Genomic DNA, 18699 nt, shown 5'->3' with positions numbered 1-18699 from the left:
TCTGAGTGAGGCGATTTCTCGTCGTGCGTGTCAACTATTCTCTGTATCTCGACTATTCACCGCAACTAGCTATTCACACGGTGGTGCCATGTGGATCACGGCTAGGCCGCCTAGAGAAGTTTCACGGTACTTCTTGTTCATGTCTTTACCTGTTTGATACATGGTCTCGATAACCTTGTCTAACGAGATAAGACACTTGCTGGTACGTTTCAACGCCATGCGCGATGCATTGATGGCTTTCATTGCACCCATTGCGTTACGTTCGATACATGGCACCTGAACAAGTCCGCCGATCGGATCGCATGTCATGCCCAGTGAGTGTTCCATCGCGATCTCAGCGGCAATACAAATCTGTTCGTTGCTACCACCACGTAGGGCAGTTAGGCCTGCTGCGGCCATTGATGAAGAAACGCCGACTTCACCCTGACAACCTACCTCTGCGCCAGAAATCGAAGCGTTGGTTTTGTATAAGATGCCGATTGCACCAGAGACAGCCAAGAAGTCTTTAAGCTGCTTAGTGTCTAGCTCTTTGATGAAACGATGGTAGTACATCAAAACCGCAGGAATAACGCCAGCCGCACCATTAGTAGGTGATGTCACGACCTGACCGCCCGCTGCATTCTCTTCACTCACGGCAAAGGCAAATAGGTTAATCCAATCCATGATCTCCATTGGATCGTTTTCAATCGAGGCATTCGCTTCAAGCTTTTTAAGCAGAGCAGGTGCTCGACGAGTGACTTCTAGGCCGCCATCAAGGATGCCTTCCGTGTCAAAGCCACGCTGCATACACAGAGACATCACCTTCCAAATTTGGTCGGCTTTCTGGTCAATCACATCCATACCTTGGAATGAAACTTCGTTACGTAGAATTAAGCCACCAAGGCTCAGTCCTTGTTGTTCGGATAGTTCAAGCAACTGATCAGCAGAAGAGAAAGGGAACTCAACTTGAGTTTCTGCTTCCTGTTTGCCGTTTTGTAGCTCATCAGCGGTTGCGATAAAGCCACCACCAATCGAGTAGTAGGTTTCCATATCCAGAAGGCTGCCGCTTTCGTCAAAGGCAGAGATAGTCATACCATTTTCATGCAACGGAAGGTTGGTCTTGTGGAAGAGCAGATCGCTTTCTACATCGAAATAAATTTCATGGTTACCGCTAACCAATAGAGATTTATCTTCAATCGCCTTACGCATCGCTTGGTTAGCACTGGTGATTTTAATGGTGTCGGGGCGGTTACCTAGCAAACCTAACAAGGTCGCTCTGTCTGTGTGGTGACCAATACCCGTCAATGATAACGAGCCGTATAAGTCGATTTGAATACGCTTCACTTGCTTAAGCTGAGCATCAATTTTTTGGGTAAAGTTAAACCCAGCGATCATTGGTCCATTTGTGTGGGAGCTGGATGGCCCAACCCCAATTTTGTAGATATCGAAAATAGACAGCATAGTAACTTCCTGTGAAGACGGTTCGATGGACGAACTCTGTGTAAAATTTGTATTTAGTTAGTTGCACTTCTTTGAGTGAACCTGTTCTTTGGGTGAAATAGTTATGCGATTGAGCGTATTCATTGATTGAAAGGGCTCTTTTATCGACCAGTGCTAACAAGCATAGAGCGATGAAATACAAGAGCGTGCTATGTTTGCTGTAAAGCGACACGTTTATTCTTGTATTACCTAAGATGTCGCTATCAATAGTGAGCATTATTGCGAGCAACATATAAGAATTTCAAAATACTTTTGTTAACAAGTATTGTATACATAATTCACTCCATCTAATCCCCAAAACGAGACTTGAACATAAAATGAGCATTAATCACCTCCTTATTGTGCTGGGTAAGCGACTTAATGAGAATAAATTGACTGATGAAGGAATCAGTCGAGTTGATGCTTTGGTTGAGTATCTGGCGGAGCCTTTGGTAGAAGAGTCGAATCAGCAAACTGCGGTAGCATTTTGTGGTGGGCTAACAAAAGGGCAAACACTGTCTGAAGCCGACGCGATGCACCAGTACTTTAGAAAGCTTGAAAAGCAGCGTGAACATCCGTTTTCTTTAGGGGCGATTTTGCTCGAGCAGCACTCGACCAACACTGTCGAGAACATACAGAACTTGGCCTCAGAGATGATTGCAAGCGGGCTGTTTACTCGCGGGCAAAGTGTGCAAGTGACATTCGTTTCGAATGACTACCATTTACAACGTATATTCGAGATTCAATCGCTCATGGGCGAGCAAGGTTTGCTTAAAGTTCTCATCGAGAAGTGTTCCGCACTTGGGGTAGAGCAGCAAATAGATCGCAGGTTGGAGGCTCATGTTGCGGTGCCATACCCACATCAAAGTGCTCAGGGGCAATTGTTTCTGTTGATGGACGTACTGACGACCTACCGAGTTTATCTTGAAGGTGTTTGTGCGGGCGCATTTAAGCGAGATTTAGAGTTGGTTAGACGAGAGCCAGAAAGACTGTCTTTGGAAGCATTGATCACTGCCAAAGAGCTCGTTGGACGTTCATCTGACTTTGACATTGTGGAGAGTTTACTCCCAGCATTGGAGCGCTGTATCCAGCAGACTTCAGTGGGTACCGATGTAAAAAAAGTCAGGGAATACCTAGCTCTACTAGATACTAACCTGACTTTATTGAATCGTTATTTAGATCCGGAATCGGATCACACACATCGCTGGTGGCGATAGGTGATTATTTCTTTCTCGTGATGCCAATAACGGTCTTTAAACTCGCAAAGGCAATCAGACAGTAAGCTAGAAGCTCAGTGCCTTCTTCAGCGATGTTTTTAACCGCTCGAACGTAATCATCGCCCATAACATTGTGCCAGAAGGCTCATGTGTTTTTTACAGTGATTAACTTTGGTTTTCTGAATCTTGCTCATGGTTATTGCGGTAGTACTCCCACTGTTCAATGCGCTCGCCGTCATCGAATACACAGTAAGTTGTACGCTGATTGTTTTCAGTAACCGTGTCTAATTCACCGTCTTGTTGAACACAATAAACCGCTGCTGGGTTAGCGACTGAAACACGTTGGCCCTCGCTATATTCTGCATAGTCGTTTGCACAACCGCCTAATACAACGGCACATACAGCCATCAAACCAATTTTCTTCATGTCTATCTCCTACGTGATAACTCTATAATCGAATGCGTTAAGTTCTACAGAACCAAATGAGAAGCTCTATGAAATTAGTATATTTTAGATTTCAGAAAAGGTTGTCCTAATTTGGTCAAGATATTGAAATAGGTTGATATTTCTTCATGTTTAACGACTTTTTGAGTGTTAGATCAAGCTAAGTGTATTCAAGTTACCGTAGGAATATCCCCGTCCGATCCGTTCTGGTTAGCGGTTGTGAACCTCGAATCTATTGATGATTATGATATGATGCCGCCAAATTCAGTAGAGCAGTCAGAATCATGAGACACCTAAAAACAACCATCCATCCTGATATCGACCATCTAGACAATAAAACGGTCTATAAGCGCAACGCTGCCCGTGCCATTGTGTTAGATGGTGAAGACATTCTGATGCTGTATACAGAGCGTTATCACGACTACACCATTCCTGGTGGTGGTTTGGATGAAGGGGAAGATGTGATCGCAGGTATGGTTCGTGAACTCGAAGAAGAGACTGGCGCGAAGAATATCCATAGCATCAAGCCGTTCGGCATTTTTGAAGAGTTTCGTCCTTGGTACAAAGATGATGCAGACATGATGCACATGATTTCTTACTGCTACTCATGCAAGATCGATCGTGAGCTTGGTGAAACGGCTTACGAAGATTATGAAGTGAAAAACGGGATGAAACCGGTGTGGATGAATATCCATGAAGCGATCGCTCATAACGAAAAGACCATGGCAGAGAGCCCTAAGAAGGGCATGAGTATTGAACGTGAAACCTTTTTGCTGCATTTGATTGCCAAAGAGATGCTTTAGCCGTTATCAATACTAGCCTGCTAAGCTATTTATTTGCCGCCACTTTTGGCGGCAAAATTGTTTCTAGCAATGCTAAAATTTAATAGCGGAAACTAATTATTGAATATGGTTGATATTGTCAACTAAGTGTTTTTGATGTATCTTTACCTCAGCGATGAACCTATCTAGCTTAACTGCCCGGTTATATCGTTAAATCTCGCTGTGAGCCTGCCCTAAACAAAGAATACTATGAATAAAAGACAGTTTATTGCCCATTATCTGCGCATGAATCGCACCTCGTACTTATTGGCGATTGTGTTCATCTTTCTCGTCAACTGGTTACAAGTAGAGATCCCTCGTTATATCCAATTGGCGATAGATTTGATTGATGATGCCTCTTCAACTGGCCACCAACAGCTTCAAACCTATGTTTGGATTGTGGTCGGGATGTCGGTTGCCATGGTGGTGGTGAGAATTCTGTCTCGTATCTATGCGCTTAATCCGGGGCGAATTACAGAGGCCGCACTTAAAAGTACACTTCTACAAAAGTTGAATCGCTTACCGAGCAGCTTTCACGAACGCTTTGCTTCGGGTCGACTGATCTCGATTATCAACAATGACCTTAGTGGCATTCGACTGATGTTTGGTGTCGGCTTCTTGCAGTTCTTCAATGCCTTGCTTGCGTTGTCGTTGACGCCTCTTTACATGTGGCGCATATCGCCAGAACTCACACTGTATTCGATCATTCCTATCTCAATCGCTTTTGTGATTTTCCGTGTGGGCTTCAAGCGTATGAAAATACTGCATTTAGAGCACATGAAGCGCCTACAAAATCTGTCTGCTCAGCTAATGAGTTACCTGTCTGGGATTGATCTCATTAAGAGCCAGCAGATGTCACCCTGGGTGAAAGCTGAAACTGAAAAACTGAACCAGTTATTGCTTGAATGCCGCCTTAAAATTACACGCATTCAAGTCTTCTTTATGCCGGTACTCGACTACGCCAATGACCTGATGAAAATCATCATTCTTGGGCTTGGTGGCTACATGTTAATGAGACAGGAACTCACACTTGGTGAGATTACCGCCTTTCTGACTTACTCGGTTTTGCTCGCTATGCCATTGATGCAACTTGGCAGAATCGCGACCATTTATCAGCGTGGCATGGTAGGTATTCAAAGTGCACAAACCATTCTTAATGCCAAAGTCCCGGAGCTTGATGAAGATAAGCTGACTGAACTAGATGTTGAATCACTGAAGGGAAAAACGTTTTCTGTTCGCAACCTCAGCTTCAGCTATTCAGGTGAAGAACGCGTGATTCTCGATGACATCAGCTTTGATATTCCAGCAGGTAAGAAAGTGGGTGTGTTAGGCGGGATCGGAGCGGGTAAAACGACATTAGTGAACTGCTTAAACCACCACTTGGATGTACCACAAGGTTCTGTTTTCCTTGGTGAAAGAGATGTCACTAGCTTCTCACGCAGTGACTTACGCCGTTACGTGAAAACCGTGACTCAAGACCCTTACCTGTTTTCAGCAACCGTCGAAGACAATATCCGCTTTGGTAGCCTAGATACCGATTTGGCAAAGAGTCAGGTTGATGAAGTGCTAGAGCTCAGCCAGTTGGCTAGTGATGTGACACGTTTTGAACACGGCGATCAAACCTTAGTCGGTGAGAAAGGGATCATGTTGTCAGGTGGTCAGAAGCAGCGCTTAAGTATTGCGCGTGCTTTATTGCAACCCACCGACCTGATCATCATGGATAACGTTCTATCGGCTGTCGACTATGAAACAGAACGTAAGATCTTGGAAGGTTTGTTTAAACGTTTGGAAAATCAATCGGTTCTTGTGGTTTCACACCGCGTTAATGCCCTTGAATATATGGATGAAGTCATCGTGTTGAACGAAGGTAAAGTGATCGCGAAGGGCGACCACGCCACGTTATTGAAAACCTGTGATTACTATTACGATACATGGCAACTACAGCAGAATGAAACGGAGGCAGCAGCATGTTAAAACGTGTTGATCTCAAGTACCTCAAGCACTTTTTTAAGTTTGCTAAGAAATACAAAGGCTCTGCGATTCTGGGCATCGCTATGCTTCCTCTTTCTGTCATCACGAGCTTGTTGTTCCCTTGGCTGATCATTCAAGTGATCGATGTTCACCTGAGTCACGGGGATATGGATGGACTGCTCGAGTACGTCTTCTATCTCGTTGCCGTGCTGGTGGCGAGCTATGTGGTGGATACCACCTATTCGTACAACCTACGTAAAACCGGGCAATACACGATAACTGACATGCGCTCAGTGTTGTTTGCTCGCGTGCTCAAACTGCCACGCAGCTATTTTGATAACACACCGATTGGCGTAACGCTTTCACGATTAACCAGTGATTTGGAAACCATCGGCGAGACGTTTGTTCAGTCGGTTGTCGGGCTAGTTAAAGACAGCATCAATACCATTGCTCTGTTAGTGATGATGTTCTTTATTGATTGGCAGTTAACGATGATTGTATTGATCATTATGCCACCAGTGATGTATTTGACGGTTTATGTACGAAACCGACTTCGTGCACTCTATAAGGTGACTCGTTCTTCGTTGGCTCGCGGTATTGGCTTTTTACAAGAAGTCTTATTTGGCATGAAAACCGTTCAGATGTACCGAGCGGAAGAGCAAGTCGAGCAACGCTACCAAGGCTATACCGATGAGTTTTTAAGAGCGCAGAAGAAGATCAATAAATACGATGCGATTTTGTTCTCGTTTATCTCCGGCATCACTTCAATCACTATCGCGATTATGATCTGGTATGGCTCTGAGCAAGTGATAGAAGGAGCGCTCACCTTGGGTGTGCTGATTGCGTTCATCAATACTTTAGAGAAAGTGTTTGTTCCGATCCGAGACTTTACTTCGCAGATCGCTTCGATTCAGAGTTCATTTGCAGCGTTTGACCATATTGAAGAACTGTTTGTTGAGCCGACTGAAGAGGAAGGGCGTAACCTGCTGCCATCTAACAAGGTTGAGAAACAGCTTGAACAGTTTGTGAGCCTAGAGTTTAAGAACGTAAGCTTCCGCTACAAAGACGACTCTCCCTACGTTCTAAAGAATGTCTCGTTTGTATTGGAGAAAGGGCATCAAATCGCCCTTGTGGGTTCGACGGGTTCGGGCAAGTCGACGATTCTGCGTCTGATCTCTAAAACCTACCAAGATTATGAAGGCAGCATTTTGTTGAATGGAATAGAGCTGTCACAGATCTCAAGTGAAGACTCTGCTCATTTGTTCTCAATGATGATGCAAGACGTGCACTTATTTGAAGAGACCATTCAATTCAATATCGCGCTGGGCAAAACGCATCTATCTAGAACTGAGGTTGAACAGGCGGCGCGCTATGTTTATGCCGATAAGTTTATTGAACAATTGCCACAAGGTTATGACTTCCACTTGGAAAAGAACGGCTCCAACTTGTCTGTAGGGCAAACACAGCTTATCTCGTTCGCTAGAGCGGTTGCACAGGGTGGTCAATTGATGATGCTTGACGAGGCGACCAGTTCGGTAGATTCAATCACCGAAGACCTGATTCAAAAAGCAATGCAGCGCCTTTTCAAGGAAAAAACTGTGATTGCGATTGCACACCGTTTGAGTACCGTTCGTCACTCAGATACGATTTTGGTGTTGGAAAAGGGTGAAATTGTTGAGCAAGGTAATCATCAACAGCTGGTGGCACACAATGGTATTTATGCTGGCTTGTTACAAGAATCGATTGTAGAAACGGGCGATTCTCAAGTAACGGTTGCCTGATCACCTCAAATCAGGTTTACCGTTATCGATACTATGAATTGGTGTTGCTTATGTTTCACCAAATTCTATTCTTTTCTAGTATTCCCAGTAGCTTAGGGAAAATAAAACATATTTTACGATTATTAATATGTTATGATCTCCCTACTACTAAAGGGGTGTCTTAGGGCATCGGGATGTATGCAAGCAAAAAGAACCGGCTTGTGTCAGTCACTTTCTGGCGAATATGGAATCGAAAATGTTGTTGGAAGAAGTTGTAGAAATTATCGAATTAACCGACTCAGACCATTTATCTCAAGCAATGGAACTGTTTAACGAGCATGGTTTTGTTGATGCTGAGTCTTTACCTTTTATGAATGTTGTTTTTGAAACAGCACCAGATCAACTTGCGAAGAAGCTGTCGCAGATTGGTTTTAAAGGTTTAGTGCAAGTCGAAAAGAATGAAGATGCATCAGGCTTCACCATTATTGATGCTGACCGTGTTCTGCTAAAAGATTCTGCTTAGTCGAAAGGCTCTGCTTAGCTGCAAGATTCTTCTTAATAACAAGAATAAGATTCAGCTTAGTGAAAAGACTCTATCCAGTTCAGTAACACCCGTTATGATTATTTGAGGTTAACACAGTGACAACAGCAACCGTTTCATCAACAGAACAACATATTTCCAACGAACATGCGCTTTTAGGTGCATCGTTATTAGCGTCTCAAAAAGTTGAGTTGGCTCTGTTCAGTGTGATCTCTAAATTAGCTAAAGCCCTATCAAAAGAGCAGCAACAGTCATTAGGTTTGGATTTGGATACCTTTTTAAGGGAGAAGCCAAGTGAACAAGCCTCGACTCTGAGCCGCTACGAAAATACGTTTGGTGAACAACTTCCTTTGAAGGCTAATGAACTCAACGATTTTATTTATCATCGAAACTTGGTCACTCGTGGCTTTTGGCGTGTGACTGGTGCTGATGTTAAAGGCGGTGAGAAACTTGCTAACCCAGAGCTTTATTTAAAAGAGTTCTTGGCTAAATGTGAATACTGGCAAGTGATGATTGATACTCAAACCAAGTAATCAAATTGAAATAAGAAAGCCATAGCGAACATGCTATGGCTTTTTTGTGGGTGGTGTGGTGAGCACGGTACTAATACCCATCGTAGTTAATAACGGGTTATTCTAGCTTGTTAAAAATCTCGATAACTGCGTTAGGGTTTTGATTGTAGAATACCTACTTATCGAAAAGCACTGCCTTGTTCTCAAGCTTTTTTCTTACGCTATTTATGGTCACTTACCGTGATGGTATAAGAGGGGAAGTACTAGCTAAAGGTTGTCGATAAGGGCGATATAGTTATATCTGAGGGCGGGTTATGTAAAATAATTTCAGTTGGTAGTTGCCTTTAACTTTATGTCAGGAGACTGTTAGAAGTTGATTTGACACAATGAAAATGCGTATATCACTTTACCCTAAATTAGTAGTTTATTATATTGCACGGCGAATTGAACGAGGTAAACCTCGTAGCAGCGAAAGGATTTCGGTGTGTTATCAAAAAGGAGCTAAATCGCAATACAAGGGCTAAACTTCGATGATCGCATTTTGGGTAAACTACGTAAGTGATGCCTTGTGGGCGGCCTTTTTACCGCTTCTTATTCTTCTAGGTTTATACATTAATTTTCGTATGCTCAAGATTCGAAAAGTTATCTCACCACAAGATGATAGCCCTTGGAAGTTTAGTAAAATCAGTAGTGCTTTATCCATTTCACTCGCGTCAAAAACAGGGACGGGAGCCATTATTGGTGTCTTAGCGGCAATGTGGCTTAGCTCGCTTAATGGAGCGGGTGGTGAAGGAATTGTACTTTGGATTGTGATTGGTATGCTGGTCATGGTCCCAATTACTTATTCTGAAGTATTGTTCACGCAAGTTACTCGCCTGAATCCACGCCAATTTATCGCTAAGTATTTTGGTCATTCAGCGTCAAAGATCTACGCGCTTGGTTTAGTTGCCTTGTATGCTTTTGGTTTTGTTGGGTTTCAGTTTTCGGGCGTCCAAACCGTTGTTCGCTTGTTTTCAGAGCAGTTCTTTTCTTATGAGTTTACTTCGACATCGGCACTTTTTGGTATTGTCGTACCTATCCTCTTAGCGGTTAGTTTAGTCATTTTTACCAAGAGCCATCAAATTTTTGTTAGTACACTTTCGTCGATGATTTTTAGTTTAATCGTTGCTTACGTACTGTTCTTTTGTGTATTCGTCCTTAAAACATCGGATTTTGTTCTCGACTATCTATCTATCGTATATCACGATTTTATTCAGTTACGCTCCGCAGGCTTCGGTTTACCATTAGGATTGATTTTTGGCTTTCAGCGTATCATTCAAATCAGTGAGACCTCGTTAGGCACTGCAGCTTTATCTAGCTCTGAGCGTCTTAATTCTCCTCGTCGCGAAGCTATGGTTCAAAGCCTGGCGACAATTATCAGTATTTTTATCGCTGTAATAATCACGAGCTATATTTTTTCATATGGTAGACATCATTTCAGCGACGTCCAATTGGTTGCCGACGGCTTCAGCCGAATTAAAGGGTTTATTTTTACCGCATACTATGTGACGGGAGTGCCCGGTGCAGCTGTCGTTCTGGCGTTTTTCATCATCTCTGGTTTTACCACGATTTTAGGATCCTTCCACTACGTTAATACCAGCTTAAATCTGCCGATAAACGCACGTATCGTTACCTACCTTATATTAATCAGTGCTTCAGGGAGCTTAAGCGTTGCGAACTTTGGCGTGATCTTCGACGCCTCTAATTTGCTGATGTTCTTGGTGGGAGCTATCAACCTAATTGCAATTTCGCGTTATCTACGCCATTCAAATTTTTAAATTACAACTATTTACAAGGTAATTATTATGAGTAAAAAAATTCTAATTGTTGGCGGTGTCGCTGGTGGTGCTTCTGCAGCCGCTCGACTACGTCGTCATAGTGAAGAAGACCAAATAGTGATGTTCGAAAAAGGGCCTCATGTTTCTTTTTCAAATTGTTGCTTACCATACCATCTCAGCGGCACTGTAGAGAAAGCTGAAGATTTGGTGTTGATGAGTCCTGACAAGTTTGCTTCACAATACCGAATTGATGCGCGAGTCAGCCAAGAAGTGGTTTCTATCAACCGTCAAGAGAAAACGGTTACGGTCAAGTATGTATTGACGGGTGAAACTTACCAAGAATCTTATGACAAGTTGATTCTATCTCCTGGTGCGAAACCTATTGTGCCAGCGATACCTGGAATTGAGAAAGCGAAAGTGTTTTCTATCCGTAATGTGGTCGATATTGATCGCTTAAACCAACATATTAAAGGAACAAACCCTAAAAATATTACGGTGATTGGTGGCGGTTTTATTGGAGTTGAGACAGTAGAAAACCTGCAAGAGGCGGGTTATAGCGTCACGCTTATCGAAGCCATGGATCAGATAATGAAGCCGTTTGACTACACTATGGCTCAAATTCTACATAAAGAGATCTATCAACACGGTGTCAACTTAATTGTTGGCGACAAAGTGGTTGAGTTTGATGAAAACACAATTGTGTTGGAGTCTGGACGCAAGGTTGAATCTGATGTGACCGTTATGGCTATCGGTGTTACACCAGAAACTCATCTGGCAGTAGATGCGGGTTTAGATCTTGGTGAGAAAGGCGGAATTAAAGTTGATCAAAACTACCGTACCGCAGACGAAAACATCTATGCCGTTGGTGATGCTATTGAAGTTTACGGTTACCTATTTAATGATACTTTCTTGTTGCCTCTTGCTGGACCTGCGCAAAAACAAGCTCGTGGTGTAGCTGATCATATTAATGGCATGGCGATAGATAATCGCGGATATATTGGTTCTTCTGTCGTTAAAGTATTCGGTTACAATGCCGCTGCGACTGGTATGAATGAAGCGTTTATTAAAGCGAACAATCTAAACATTAAATATCAAACAGTTAAGCTAATCCCTAATGATAAGGTTGGTTTGATGCCTGAATCATTTGGTGCACACTTCAAGTTAATTTTTGAAGTACCAACAGGTCGAATCTTAGGTGCGCAGGCAATTGGTATTGGTAATATCGATAAGCGTATTGATGTTATTGCAACAGTGATTAAGTTTGGCGGAACTATCTACGATCTAAAAGATCTTGAATTGTGCTACGCGCCTCCATTTAGTACGGCGAAAGATGTCGTGAATTTTGCTGGCTATGTTGCCACCAACTTGATGCGCGGTGATTTTAAGCAAGTTCATGGGGCAGACGTTCGTCCACTAGTTGAGCAAGGCGCGTTAATTGTTGATGTCCGTGAAGCTGATGAATTTGAATTAAGCCATATCAAAGGAGCGGTGAATCTTCCATTAAGCGAAATTCGTGACCGTACTAACGAGTTGCCAAAAGACCAGCCGATTTATATTCACTGTCGCAGCGGCCAACGTAGCTATAACGCTGTATTGGCACTACAGAAAATGGGCTTCAATGATGTTTATAACATTTCTGGTGGCTTTATGGGATTGAGTTTCTTTGAGTATTTCAACGATATGACAACTGATCGCAGCCCTATCGTTACAGACTATAACTTCGACTAAACCTATTGATTATCAATTTCGTCAGTCAAAACACTGGCTGACGAAATTGCCCGACTTAGATAATACTATGAACAAACAACAAAATATTTTAGGTGCCATCATTGCTGTTCTAGCAGTGTTAATTGGCGGTGTTTTTTTACAAACAGAAACTCTTTTCTTTCGTTTACTTGTAGGTATGGGGCTGGGTTACGCTTTAACTCGTGGCTTTATGGGATTTGCTGGCAGTGTGAATCGTGCGTACCGTGGTGGCTCAACCAAGTTAATGCAAATTTTAATGTTCCTGTTTGTAGTAACAGCCATTATTAATGCGGGTTTCCTATTTACCAGTGATCCTAAAGATTATGATTTGTGGATCAACCCAATCAACTTCGGCTTGGTTTTAGGCGGTATTTCGTTTGGATTTGGCATGACGTTCTCTTCGTGCTGTGCGTCTGGCGTAATGACAGATCTGGTTACCGATCTTCCTCGTGCGTTTATTACTCTGATTTTCTTTGGGTTAGGCGTCTATCTTGGTTTCCCACTACAAAGTTCTCAAGCTTGGATCACCGACTCAATGCTTACTAGCTCGAGTTACACGAGTGGTGTATTTTTACCCGACCTATTTACTTTTGATGGGCTGAATGGGTATTTAGGTGCGATTGTATTGACGACTATATTGGCGGGTGTCGTCGTCTACTTATCTAAAAAATATGAAGACAAGCGTCGTGCTACCGGTACATATAGTGGTATCGATACTGAAGTAGAACAAGAACAAGAACAAGAACAAATCAAACTTCAAAAAACAAGCCATCGTCCATTTAAACTGCTCAGCACAGAGACGTATCACGCAATGTTTGTCACACCTTGGTCTATGAAAGCCAGTGCGACCATGATTGTTGTACTGTTTACTTTGATGCTTGCTGTCTCACAAAGCGGTTGGGGTGCATCAACACCATTTGGTATTTGGGTTGGTCAAGCGATGACGTTATTTGGCGTTCCTATAGAGCAAGTTGCGGCATTTGCTGACCGACCTGTTGGGATGTTTGCTTTGCCATTCTTTGAGCATCCTATTTCAGTGCAAAACTTTGGTATCGTAGTCGGGACTCTAGTTTGTGTATTACTTATGGGTCAACTCAAGTTCTCGTTCAACTATTCAGCAAAACAGATGGCCTTGTTTGCTATGGGTGGTTTACTGATGGGCTTAGGTACTCGTTTTGCTAATGGCTGTAACGTAGGAGCGTTGTATACTCCAATTGCAAATTTATCACTTTCTGGTTGGGTATTTTTCGCCTTCCTAGTCGCTGGTGGTATTTTGGGCAACCGCGCAGCAGCTAAAATTGGCTAATGATGGTCATTGGCTAATGATAGTCAACAGGCCCTAGTCCTAGATGAAAGCGGAGGTTAGACCTCCGCTTTATTTATAGGTATTAAGCCGAAATAGGTAGGAGATTAATTCTTACAGATTAATGATATTGCTTTAGGTGTTTTATATTTATCAATGATGCTTTAGAGTGTTAATTCCAATATGGTGACGGAAAACTGGTTGGCTATCTCGATGGTTTTTCTATTACGATATATAGTTACATGAATATAAACCAAGGAATACATTAATGCTTCGAATCTTATTGGTTGCAGTTATCTCGGTGTTTAGCTCGATGAGTTTTGCAAGCGAAGAGGATAAATACTCTGAACAGGAGTATTTGGATAGACCGCTGATGGAACGCTATATATTGGATGAGCTGAAGCAACTGCGAATGGAACAGCAAGACCTTGAGAGACGTCTCACTATTCAGATGACGGATCGCGAATTGACTGTAGCGGATAAATCGCTGAACTACGCCAATGTTACCGTAACCTACTTCTTCTACATTATTGCTGGTGTGGCCTCTCTTATCGCGCTGGTGGGTTGGCAATCCATCAAAGAGCTTAAACACACAACTCAAGACATGGCTGATAAGCGACTTAATTCTATCGCTCAAGACTATGAGAAGAAGTTTAATGTTCTTGAACGGGATCTTAAGCGCAAGACCAGAATCATTTCCGACAACAACCGCGAAATTGAAATTATCAATGAGATTCATAACCTATGGTTGAGAGCACAGAACGCACAAACGGCAGAGCAAAAAATTGAAATCTACGATGAAATACTGAAGGTTCGTCCTGGAGATTTAGAAGCACTTACTGCCAAAGCTGACGCTGCTATGGATATACAGGAATACCACTGGGCAATGAGTCTTTGTAACCGTGTATTAGAAGTCGATGACCAAAATGCTCATGCCTTGTATCAACGTGCTTGCGCCTATGCTCGATTAGGGGCAGAAGGTCAAGCTATCGATGACTTAGAGCGCGCTATTGAAGCCAGTGGGTCCATGAGAGAGCTGCTAACTGAAGAGCCGGACTTTGAGATGCTGCGAGGCTTAGAACGCTTCGAAGTACTTCGTGAAGAGTAATATGAGGTAAAGATCCGTGTTAACTAAGGTGGTGGGCTTTGCATGCTCACCATACTTTCACACCTATCGCGCTATGGTTTCTTACATTTCATTTATTTTTTTGATTTAATTGTTATGTTATAACACTTTCTAAGTTCCTCGTTATAACCGCTAAGTATTTTATGAAGTTCCTCCGTATTGGTCTGATCGTTACTGCGATCAGCGCATTTTCCCTTGCTGCTTTGCTCTCTTTTCACTCCAAACCAGCACCAGAAATCTCTATCAAAATAACACCTTACCAAGGTTCTCAACCTAATGATAAGGAAGTCATCGACTCGCAAGCGACTCCCAACTCTTTGGTTAAGGTCCATTATTTTGTGAAAGTTGGCGATACGCTAAGCAACATCTTTTCGTCATGGCAACTGCCATATGGAACCGTTCAAAAGGTGATGGAAGCGGATCTGGAGTCTTTGAAACTCGACACAATAAAACCTGGTGACCATCTAGAGTTGCTTTTGGATAGTGACTCAAAACAGCTTGTGGAGCTGATTTATCACGAGAGTTTGGTTGAGCAAGCAGCCTTTACTCGAAACGATGATGGTAGCTTCACCTATAAATTCCACGAGATCCCAGGCGAATGGAAAGAAAAACTCTATGCGGGTAGTGTTCACGGTAGCTTTTCAACGTCAGCCTACAAAGCGGGGTTAACTACTAACCAGATAGCCAATATCACCCGCACACTAAAAGACAAAGTCAACTTCGCTCGAGAGCTGAGAGCTGGTGATAGCTTCAATGTATTGGTCAAAGAGCAGTACACGGATGATCACCTAACGGGTAAAACAGAAATTCAAGGTATCTCAATTCAATTAAGAAACCGAGAAGTCGCAGCTTTTCTAGCACCAGATGGTCTTTTTTATGACAGAGAGGGAAATAGTCTAGAGCAAGCCTTTGATAGATACCCAGTCGACAGAAAATTCCGAAGAATCACTTCTTCGTTTAATCCGACACGAAGACACCCAGTAACTGGGCGAATCTCACCGCACAATGGTACCGACTTTGCGACACCTGTTGGTTCACCTATCTACTCAACTGGTGATGGTCGTGTGGTGGCACTTCGTGACCACCCGTATGCTGGTAAATATTTGGTGATTGAACACAACAGCGTATATACGACGCGTTATCTTCACTTGAGCCGCTTCTTAGTTAAGAAAGGTCAGCAAATTAAACGAGGTCAGAAAATTGCGCTATCGGGTGCTACTGGCCGTATTACTGGCCCGCACTTGCACTTTGAGGTATTGGTTCGTGGTCGCGCCGTCGATGCAATGAAGGCGAACTTACCAATGGCAAGCTCAATTATGCCTAAAGATAGAAAAGAGTTTTTGGCTCGAATTGCCTCTTTTGATGCCATGATTTCTGAGCCAGAAGATCGTGCGAGTTAGAGATATTCAAGCCTAGTTTGGCAGCGAATACAATAACGCCCCTTAGTTAGCGATTTAGCTAAGGGGCATTTTTAGAGAATCACACGATTAAGCGAATGAATCCGTTATTCGATGGATAGAGCTATTGAGCGATGGGTTTGCCACTGGCTAAGCAACCACCACCGCAGTGCCACTAGCAGACACCATCAACATGCCATTACCTGTACCCAAGACTTCATAATCGATGTCGACACCCACCACCGCGTTGGCACCCGCTTCAATCGCTTTCTGTTCTAACTCTTTGAACGCGTAGTTACGTGCTTTTTCTAGTTCTTTCTCGTAGGTGCCAGAACGTCCACCCACAAAGTCACGAATTCCTGAAAACATATCTTTGAAAACGTTCACCCCTAGAATGGCTTCTCCGGCAATAACCCCTTTGTAATCGACAATGCGTTTGCCTTCGACTGATTGTGTGGTGGTAATAATCATAATGGCCTCTTGTAAGCTTGCTGAGCTGTCACTCGCTTATTGATTGATAGTTTGGTCTTGCTCTTGAATGTCATCGTTCAGTGCTGTCTCTGAGCGTGTGAATTCATGTCTTAACCATGTTCTCAGTTTTAGCACACTTTCTTGTTTTAATTTGTTTTTTGGGCAAACAAAGTAAAAATCTTGGTGCGGGTTAGCAACCGGTTTACCCAATTCGACAAGCATCCCATGGCTGATATCATCTTTCACAAACAAGCGATGCGTTACTAGTACGCCTAACGAACGAATTGAAGCTTGCACCGCTTGAATGGAGACATCGAACGTCAAATTGCTATGGAATGTGGGCATTGGGATTTGGTAATTGTCGCACCACACTTGCCAGTCGTGTTGCCGCCTGAGGTTAAAAACGCCAATGGTCGGGTTTTGTTTGACGAGTTGTTCGACGCTCAATCCGGTCTGGTTTTTTAATATCGTAGGGCTACACACCAAGACCAGATCATCGTCGCCCAGTTTCTCGCTGTAATATTGTTCCCACTCGTTGGGTTTGCCATGTACAAGCGCAACATCGACCCCTTCCTGCTCGATATCGAAAGGGCCAGTTAGCGTCGAAATGCGGATATCAAGTGAGGGAGCGAAGGCTTGGAAGTCGGGAACTCGTGGGATCCACCAGTGCATCGCTAGCGAATTGACCATGTTGAGGGTAATGCGGTGGTCGTTAGGCGTTCTGGCAAGCTCTTCGGTCGCCTCTATCACTTGCTCAAGTGCGGGAGCAACTTTGCGGTAATATCGCTTACCTGCGGCATTAAGAACAACACGACGACCGACTCGTTGAAACAGAGGCTTGTTGACCAGTTGTTCTAACGACTTTATCGCTTGGCTTACCGCAGAGTGACTGACGTACAATACCCGCGCGGCGTCGGTCATGCTGCCAGTCTCAGCAACAGCAATGAAAGCATAAACGGATTTAAGCGGAACGAGTTTTTTCATTGGTAAGTTTTCCTTACAGTTATAGTTAATATTACTCGCTATTTTTCATTACGTCACGCCTCTAAAATAGATGTCATAGGAGGTGATAATTATGTCTGATATTACCAAGGCGACGACTTTCATGTTGTTGTCGACGTTCAGTTTGTCTTTAAGTGGCTTGATGGCCAAGTATCTATCTGAAGTGATGCCCACTTCGTTACTCAGTTTTGTGCGTTTTTTGTTACCCAGTCTGTTTTTATTTCTTTTCCTGACCTTTTACAAAATCAGCAAGCCGACACGAGAAATGTGGAAACCTTTGGTGATGCGGGCGATCTTTATGGTGGCGTGTCAGTGGTGTTTCCTTACTTCACTGCAAACCTTAACGCTAGTTGAAGGGGTCGTGTTGTTCAGTACTGGTCCTCTGTTTATTCCATTGTTAGAAAAGTTAATATTTAGAACCAAGATTCATACAACGACGATAGTGTGTTTAGCTGTCACCTTTGTTGGCGTAGTGATGATGGCGGGGGATTGGTCGCAGTTTGAGTTGGGTTCGGAGTTCTTTAGACCTGCGCTTCTGCTTGGGCTTCTCGCGGGGGTATTTAATTCTGGCTCGCAAGTGAGTTTGTACCGAGCGTCTAAAACCAGCCTGACTCCGGCAGAGCTTAACGCGTGGACCTTTTTAGTTGCGGCAATTATTGTGATACCAATGGTGGTGTTTACTTCTGTTTCTGCGGTGCCTGATGTACTTGAAAGTGCAGAGAAAGGAACCTTGTCGGCGTTGCTGTCTTTTGACGATTTACGCTGGATTGTTCTCGGATCACTTGGTCTTGCACTGTTTACCATCAATACCCAAATCTTCCGTTCCAAGGCGTATAAGCTTGCAGACAGTGGCTCCCAGTTGGCACCTCTGATTTTTACTAACATGCTGTTTAGCGCGCTTTGGCAGGGCTTGTTCTTTGATGATGTGTTTTCTACACAGCAGATGATTGGCATTAACCTGATTGTCGTGGCGAGCATCACCAATACATTGCTGGCAAAAAGACACAGCAAGGCGAAAGCCAAACAAAAACCGCACACCACAGTGGCTGTAGCGACTGTAGTGGACGTTGCGGTATTGGACTCGGCAGCTAAAAGCTAACCATTGAGTTATGG

The 18699-nt window shown here is 43.4% G+C and carries 17 protein-coding genes; 12 read left to right on the top strand and 5 right to left on the bottom strand.

All coding sequences use genetic code 11. The features are described from left to right. Positions 1-69: 69 nt before the first annotated feature. Positions 70-1440 (bottom strand): L-serine ammonia-lyase, encoded by a 1371-nt coding sequence (locus A136_RS05570; protein WP_017068616.1) that lies wholly within the window; start codon positions 1438-1440, stop codon positions 70-72. A 356-nt stretch (positions 1441-1796) separates the two neighbouring features. Between A136_RS05570 and A136_RS05565 the strand changes: the two genes are divergently transcribed. Further along, positions 1797-2675: a YdcF family protein gene (locus A136_RS05565; protein WP_017064809.1), complete on the top strand. Its 879-nt coding sequence runs from the start codon at positions 1797-1799 to the stop codon at positions 2673-2675. 4 nt (positions 2676-2679) lie between these two features. Here the strand turns inward: A136_RS05565 and A136_RS23110 are convergent, their stop codons facing one another. After that, positions 2680-2802: a hypothetical protein gene (locus A136_RS23110; RefSeq protein ID WP_017059520.1), complete on the bottom strand. Its 123-nt coding sequence runs from the start codon at positions 2800-2802 to the stop codon at positions 2680-2682. Positions 2803-2840: 38 nt separating this feature from the next. Then, on the bottom strand, positions 2841-3101 hold the full coding sequence (locus tag A136_RS05560) for a putative hemolysin (RefSeq protein WP_017059521.1): 261 nt from the start codon (positions 3099-3101) through the stop codon (positions 2841-2843). A gap of 302 nt (positions 3102-3403) precedes the next feature. Here A136_RS05560 and A136_RS05555 point away from each other — a divergent pair, with 302 nt between their 5' ends. The 10 genes from A136_RS05555 to A136_RS05510 all read left to right on the top strand — a co-directional run bounded on the left by A136_RS05555 (position 3404) and on the right by A136_RS05510 (position 16116). After that, on the top strand, positions 3404-3922 hold the full coding sequence (locus A136_RS05555) for an NUDIX hydrolase (RefSeq protein WP_017059522.1): 519 nt from the start codon (positions 3404-3406) through the stop codon (positions 3920-3922). Between the two features lie 228 nt (positions 3923-4150). Then, complete coding sequence (locus tag A136_RS05550; protein ID WP_017064808.1) at positions 4151-5914, top strand: ABC transporter ATP-binding protein; 1764 nt, start codon at positions 4151-4153, stop codon at positions 5912-5914. Continuing rightward, positions 5908-7692: an ABC transporter ATP-binding protein gene (locus A136_RS05545; RefSeq protein ID WP_017064807.1), complete on the top strand. Its 1785-nt coding sequence runs from the start codon at positions 5908-5910 to the stop codon at positions 7690-7692. Before A136_RS05550 ends, A136_RS05545 begins: the two co-directional genes overlap by 7 nt. 235 nt (positions 7693-7927) lie before the next feature. Then, on the top strand, positions 7928-8194 hold the full coding sequence (locus A136_RS05540; RefSeq protein ID WP_017059525.1) for a hypothetical protein: 267 nt from the start codon (positions 7928-7930) through the stop codon (positions 8192-8194). 116 nt (positions 8195-8310) lie between these two features. Further along, positions 8311-8745, top strand: coding sequence for a hypothetical protein (locus tag A136_RS05535; protein ID WP_017064806.1), 435 nt, complete (start codon positions 8311-8313; stop codon positions 8743-8745). Between the two features lie 509 nt (positions 8746-9254). Continuing rightward, on the top strand, positions 9255-10541 hold the full coding sequence (locus tag A136_RS05530; RefSeq protein ID WP_017064805.1) for a sodium:alanine symporter family protein: 1287 nt from the start codon (positions 9255-9257) through the stop codon (positions 10539-10541). Between the two features lie 27 nt (positions 10542-10568). Then, positions 10569-12269 carry an FAD-dependent oxidoreductase gene (locus tag A136_RS05525; protein WP_017064804.1) on the top strand — a complete coding sequence of 567 codons (1701 nt, stop codon included), beginning with the start codon at positions 10569-10571 and terminating at the stop codon, positions 12267-12269. A gap of 67 nt (positions 12270-12336) precedes the next feature. Next, positions 12337-13593, top strand: coding sequence for a YeeE/YedE family protein (locus tag A136_RS05520; protein WP_017064803.1), 1257 nt, complete (start codon positions 12337-12339; stop codon positions 13591-13593). A 265-nt stretch (positions 13594-13858) separates the two neighbouring features. After that, the gene (locus tag A136_RS05515; protein WP_017064802.1) at positions 13859-14698 is read left to right on the top strand and encodes a tetratricopeptide repeat protein; all 840 of its coding nucleotides are present in this window, start codon (positions 13859-13861) and stop codon (positions 14696-14698) included. 161 nt (positions 14699-14859) lie between these two features. Continuing rightward, complete coding sequence (locus A136_RS05510) at positions 14860-16116, top strand: peptidoglycan DD-metalloendopeptidase family protein (protein WP_017064801.1); 1257 nt, start codon at positions 14860-14862, stop codon at positions 16114-16116. Between the two features lie 147 nt (positions 16117-16263). On the opposite strand, the gene A136_RS05505 is transcribed toward A136_RS05510, so the two are convergent. Together A136_RS05505 and A136_RS05500 are read right to left on the bottom strand one after the other, a co-directional pair. Further along, positions 16264-16584, bottom strand: coding sequence for a heavy metal-binding domain-containing protein (locus A136_RS05505; protein WP_004730185.1), 321 nt, complete (start codon positions 16582-16584; stop codon positions 16264-16266). Between the two features lie 36 nt (positions 16585-16620). Then, positions 16621-17568 (bottom strand): LysR substrate-binding domain-containing protein, encoded by a 948-nt coding sequence (locus A136_RS05500; RefSeq protein ID WP_017064800.1) that lies wholly within the window; start codon positions 17566-17568, stop codon positions 16621-16623. Positions 17569-17659: 91 nt separating this feature from the next. Between A136_RS05500 and A136_RS05495 the strand changes: the two genes are divergently transcribed. Then, on the top strand, positions 17660-18685 hold the full coding sequence (locus A136_RS05495) for a DMT family transporter (RefSeq protein WP_017059531.1): 1026 nt from the start codon (positions 17660-17662) through the stop codon (positions 18683-18685). The last annotated feature ends 14 nt before the right edge of the window (positions 18686-18699 follow it).

Source organism: Vibrio crassostreae 9ZC13 (assembly GCF_000272045.2).
Taxonomy (GTDB): Bacteria; Pseudomonadota; Gammaproteobacteria; order Enterobacterales; family Vibrionaceae; genus Vibrio; species Vibrio crassostreae_C.
Note: the sequence above shows the minus strand (reverse complement) of the source record. Positions and strands in the feature narration are given on the sequence as shown.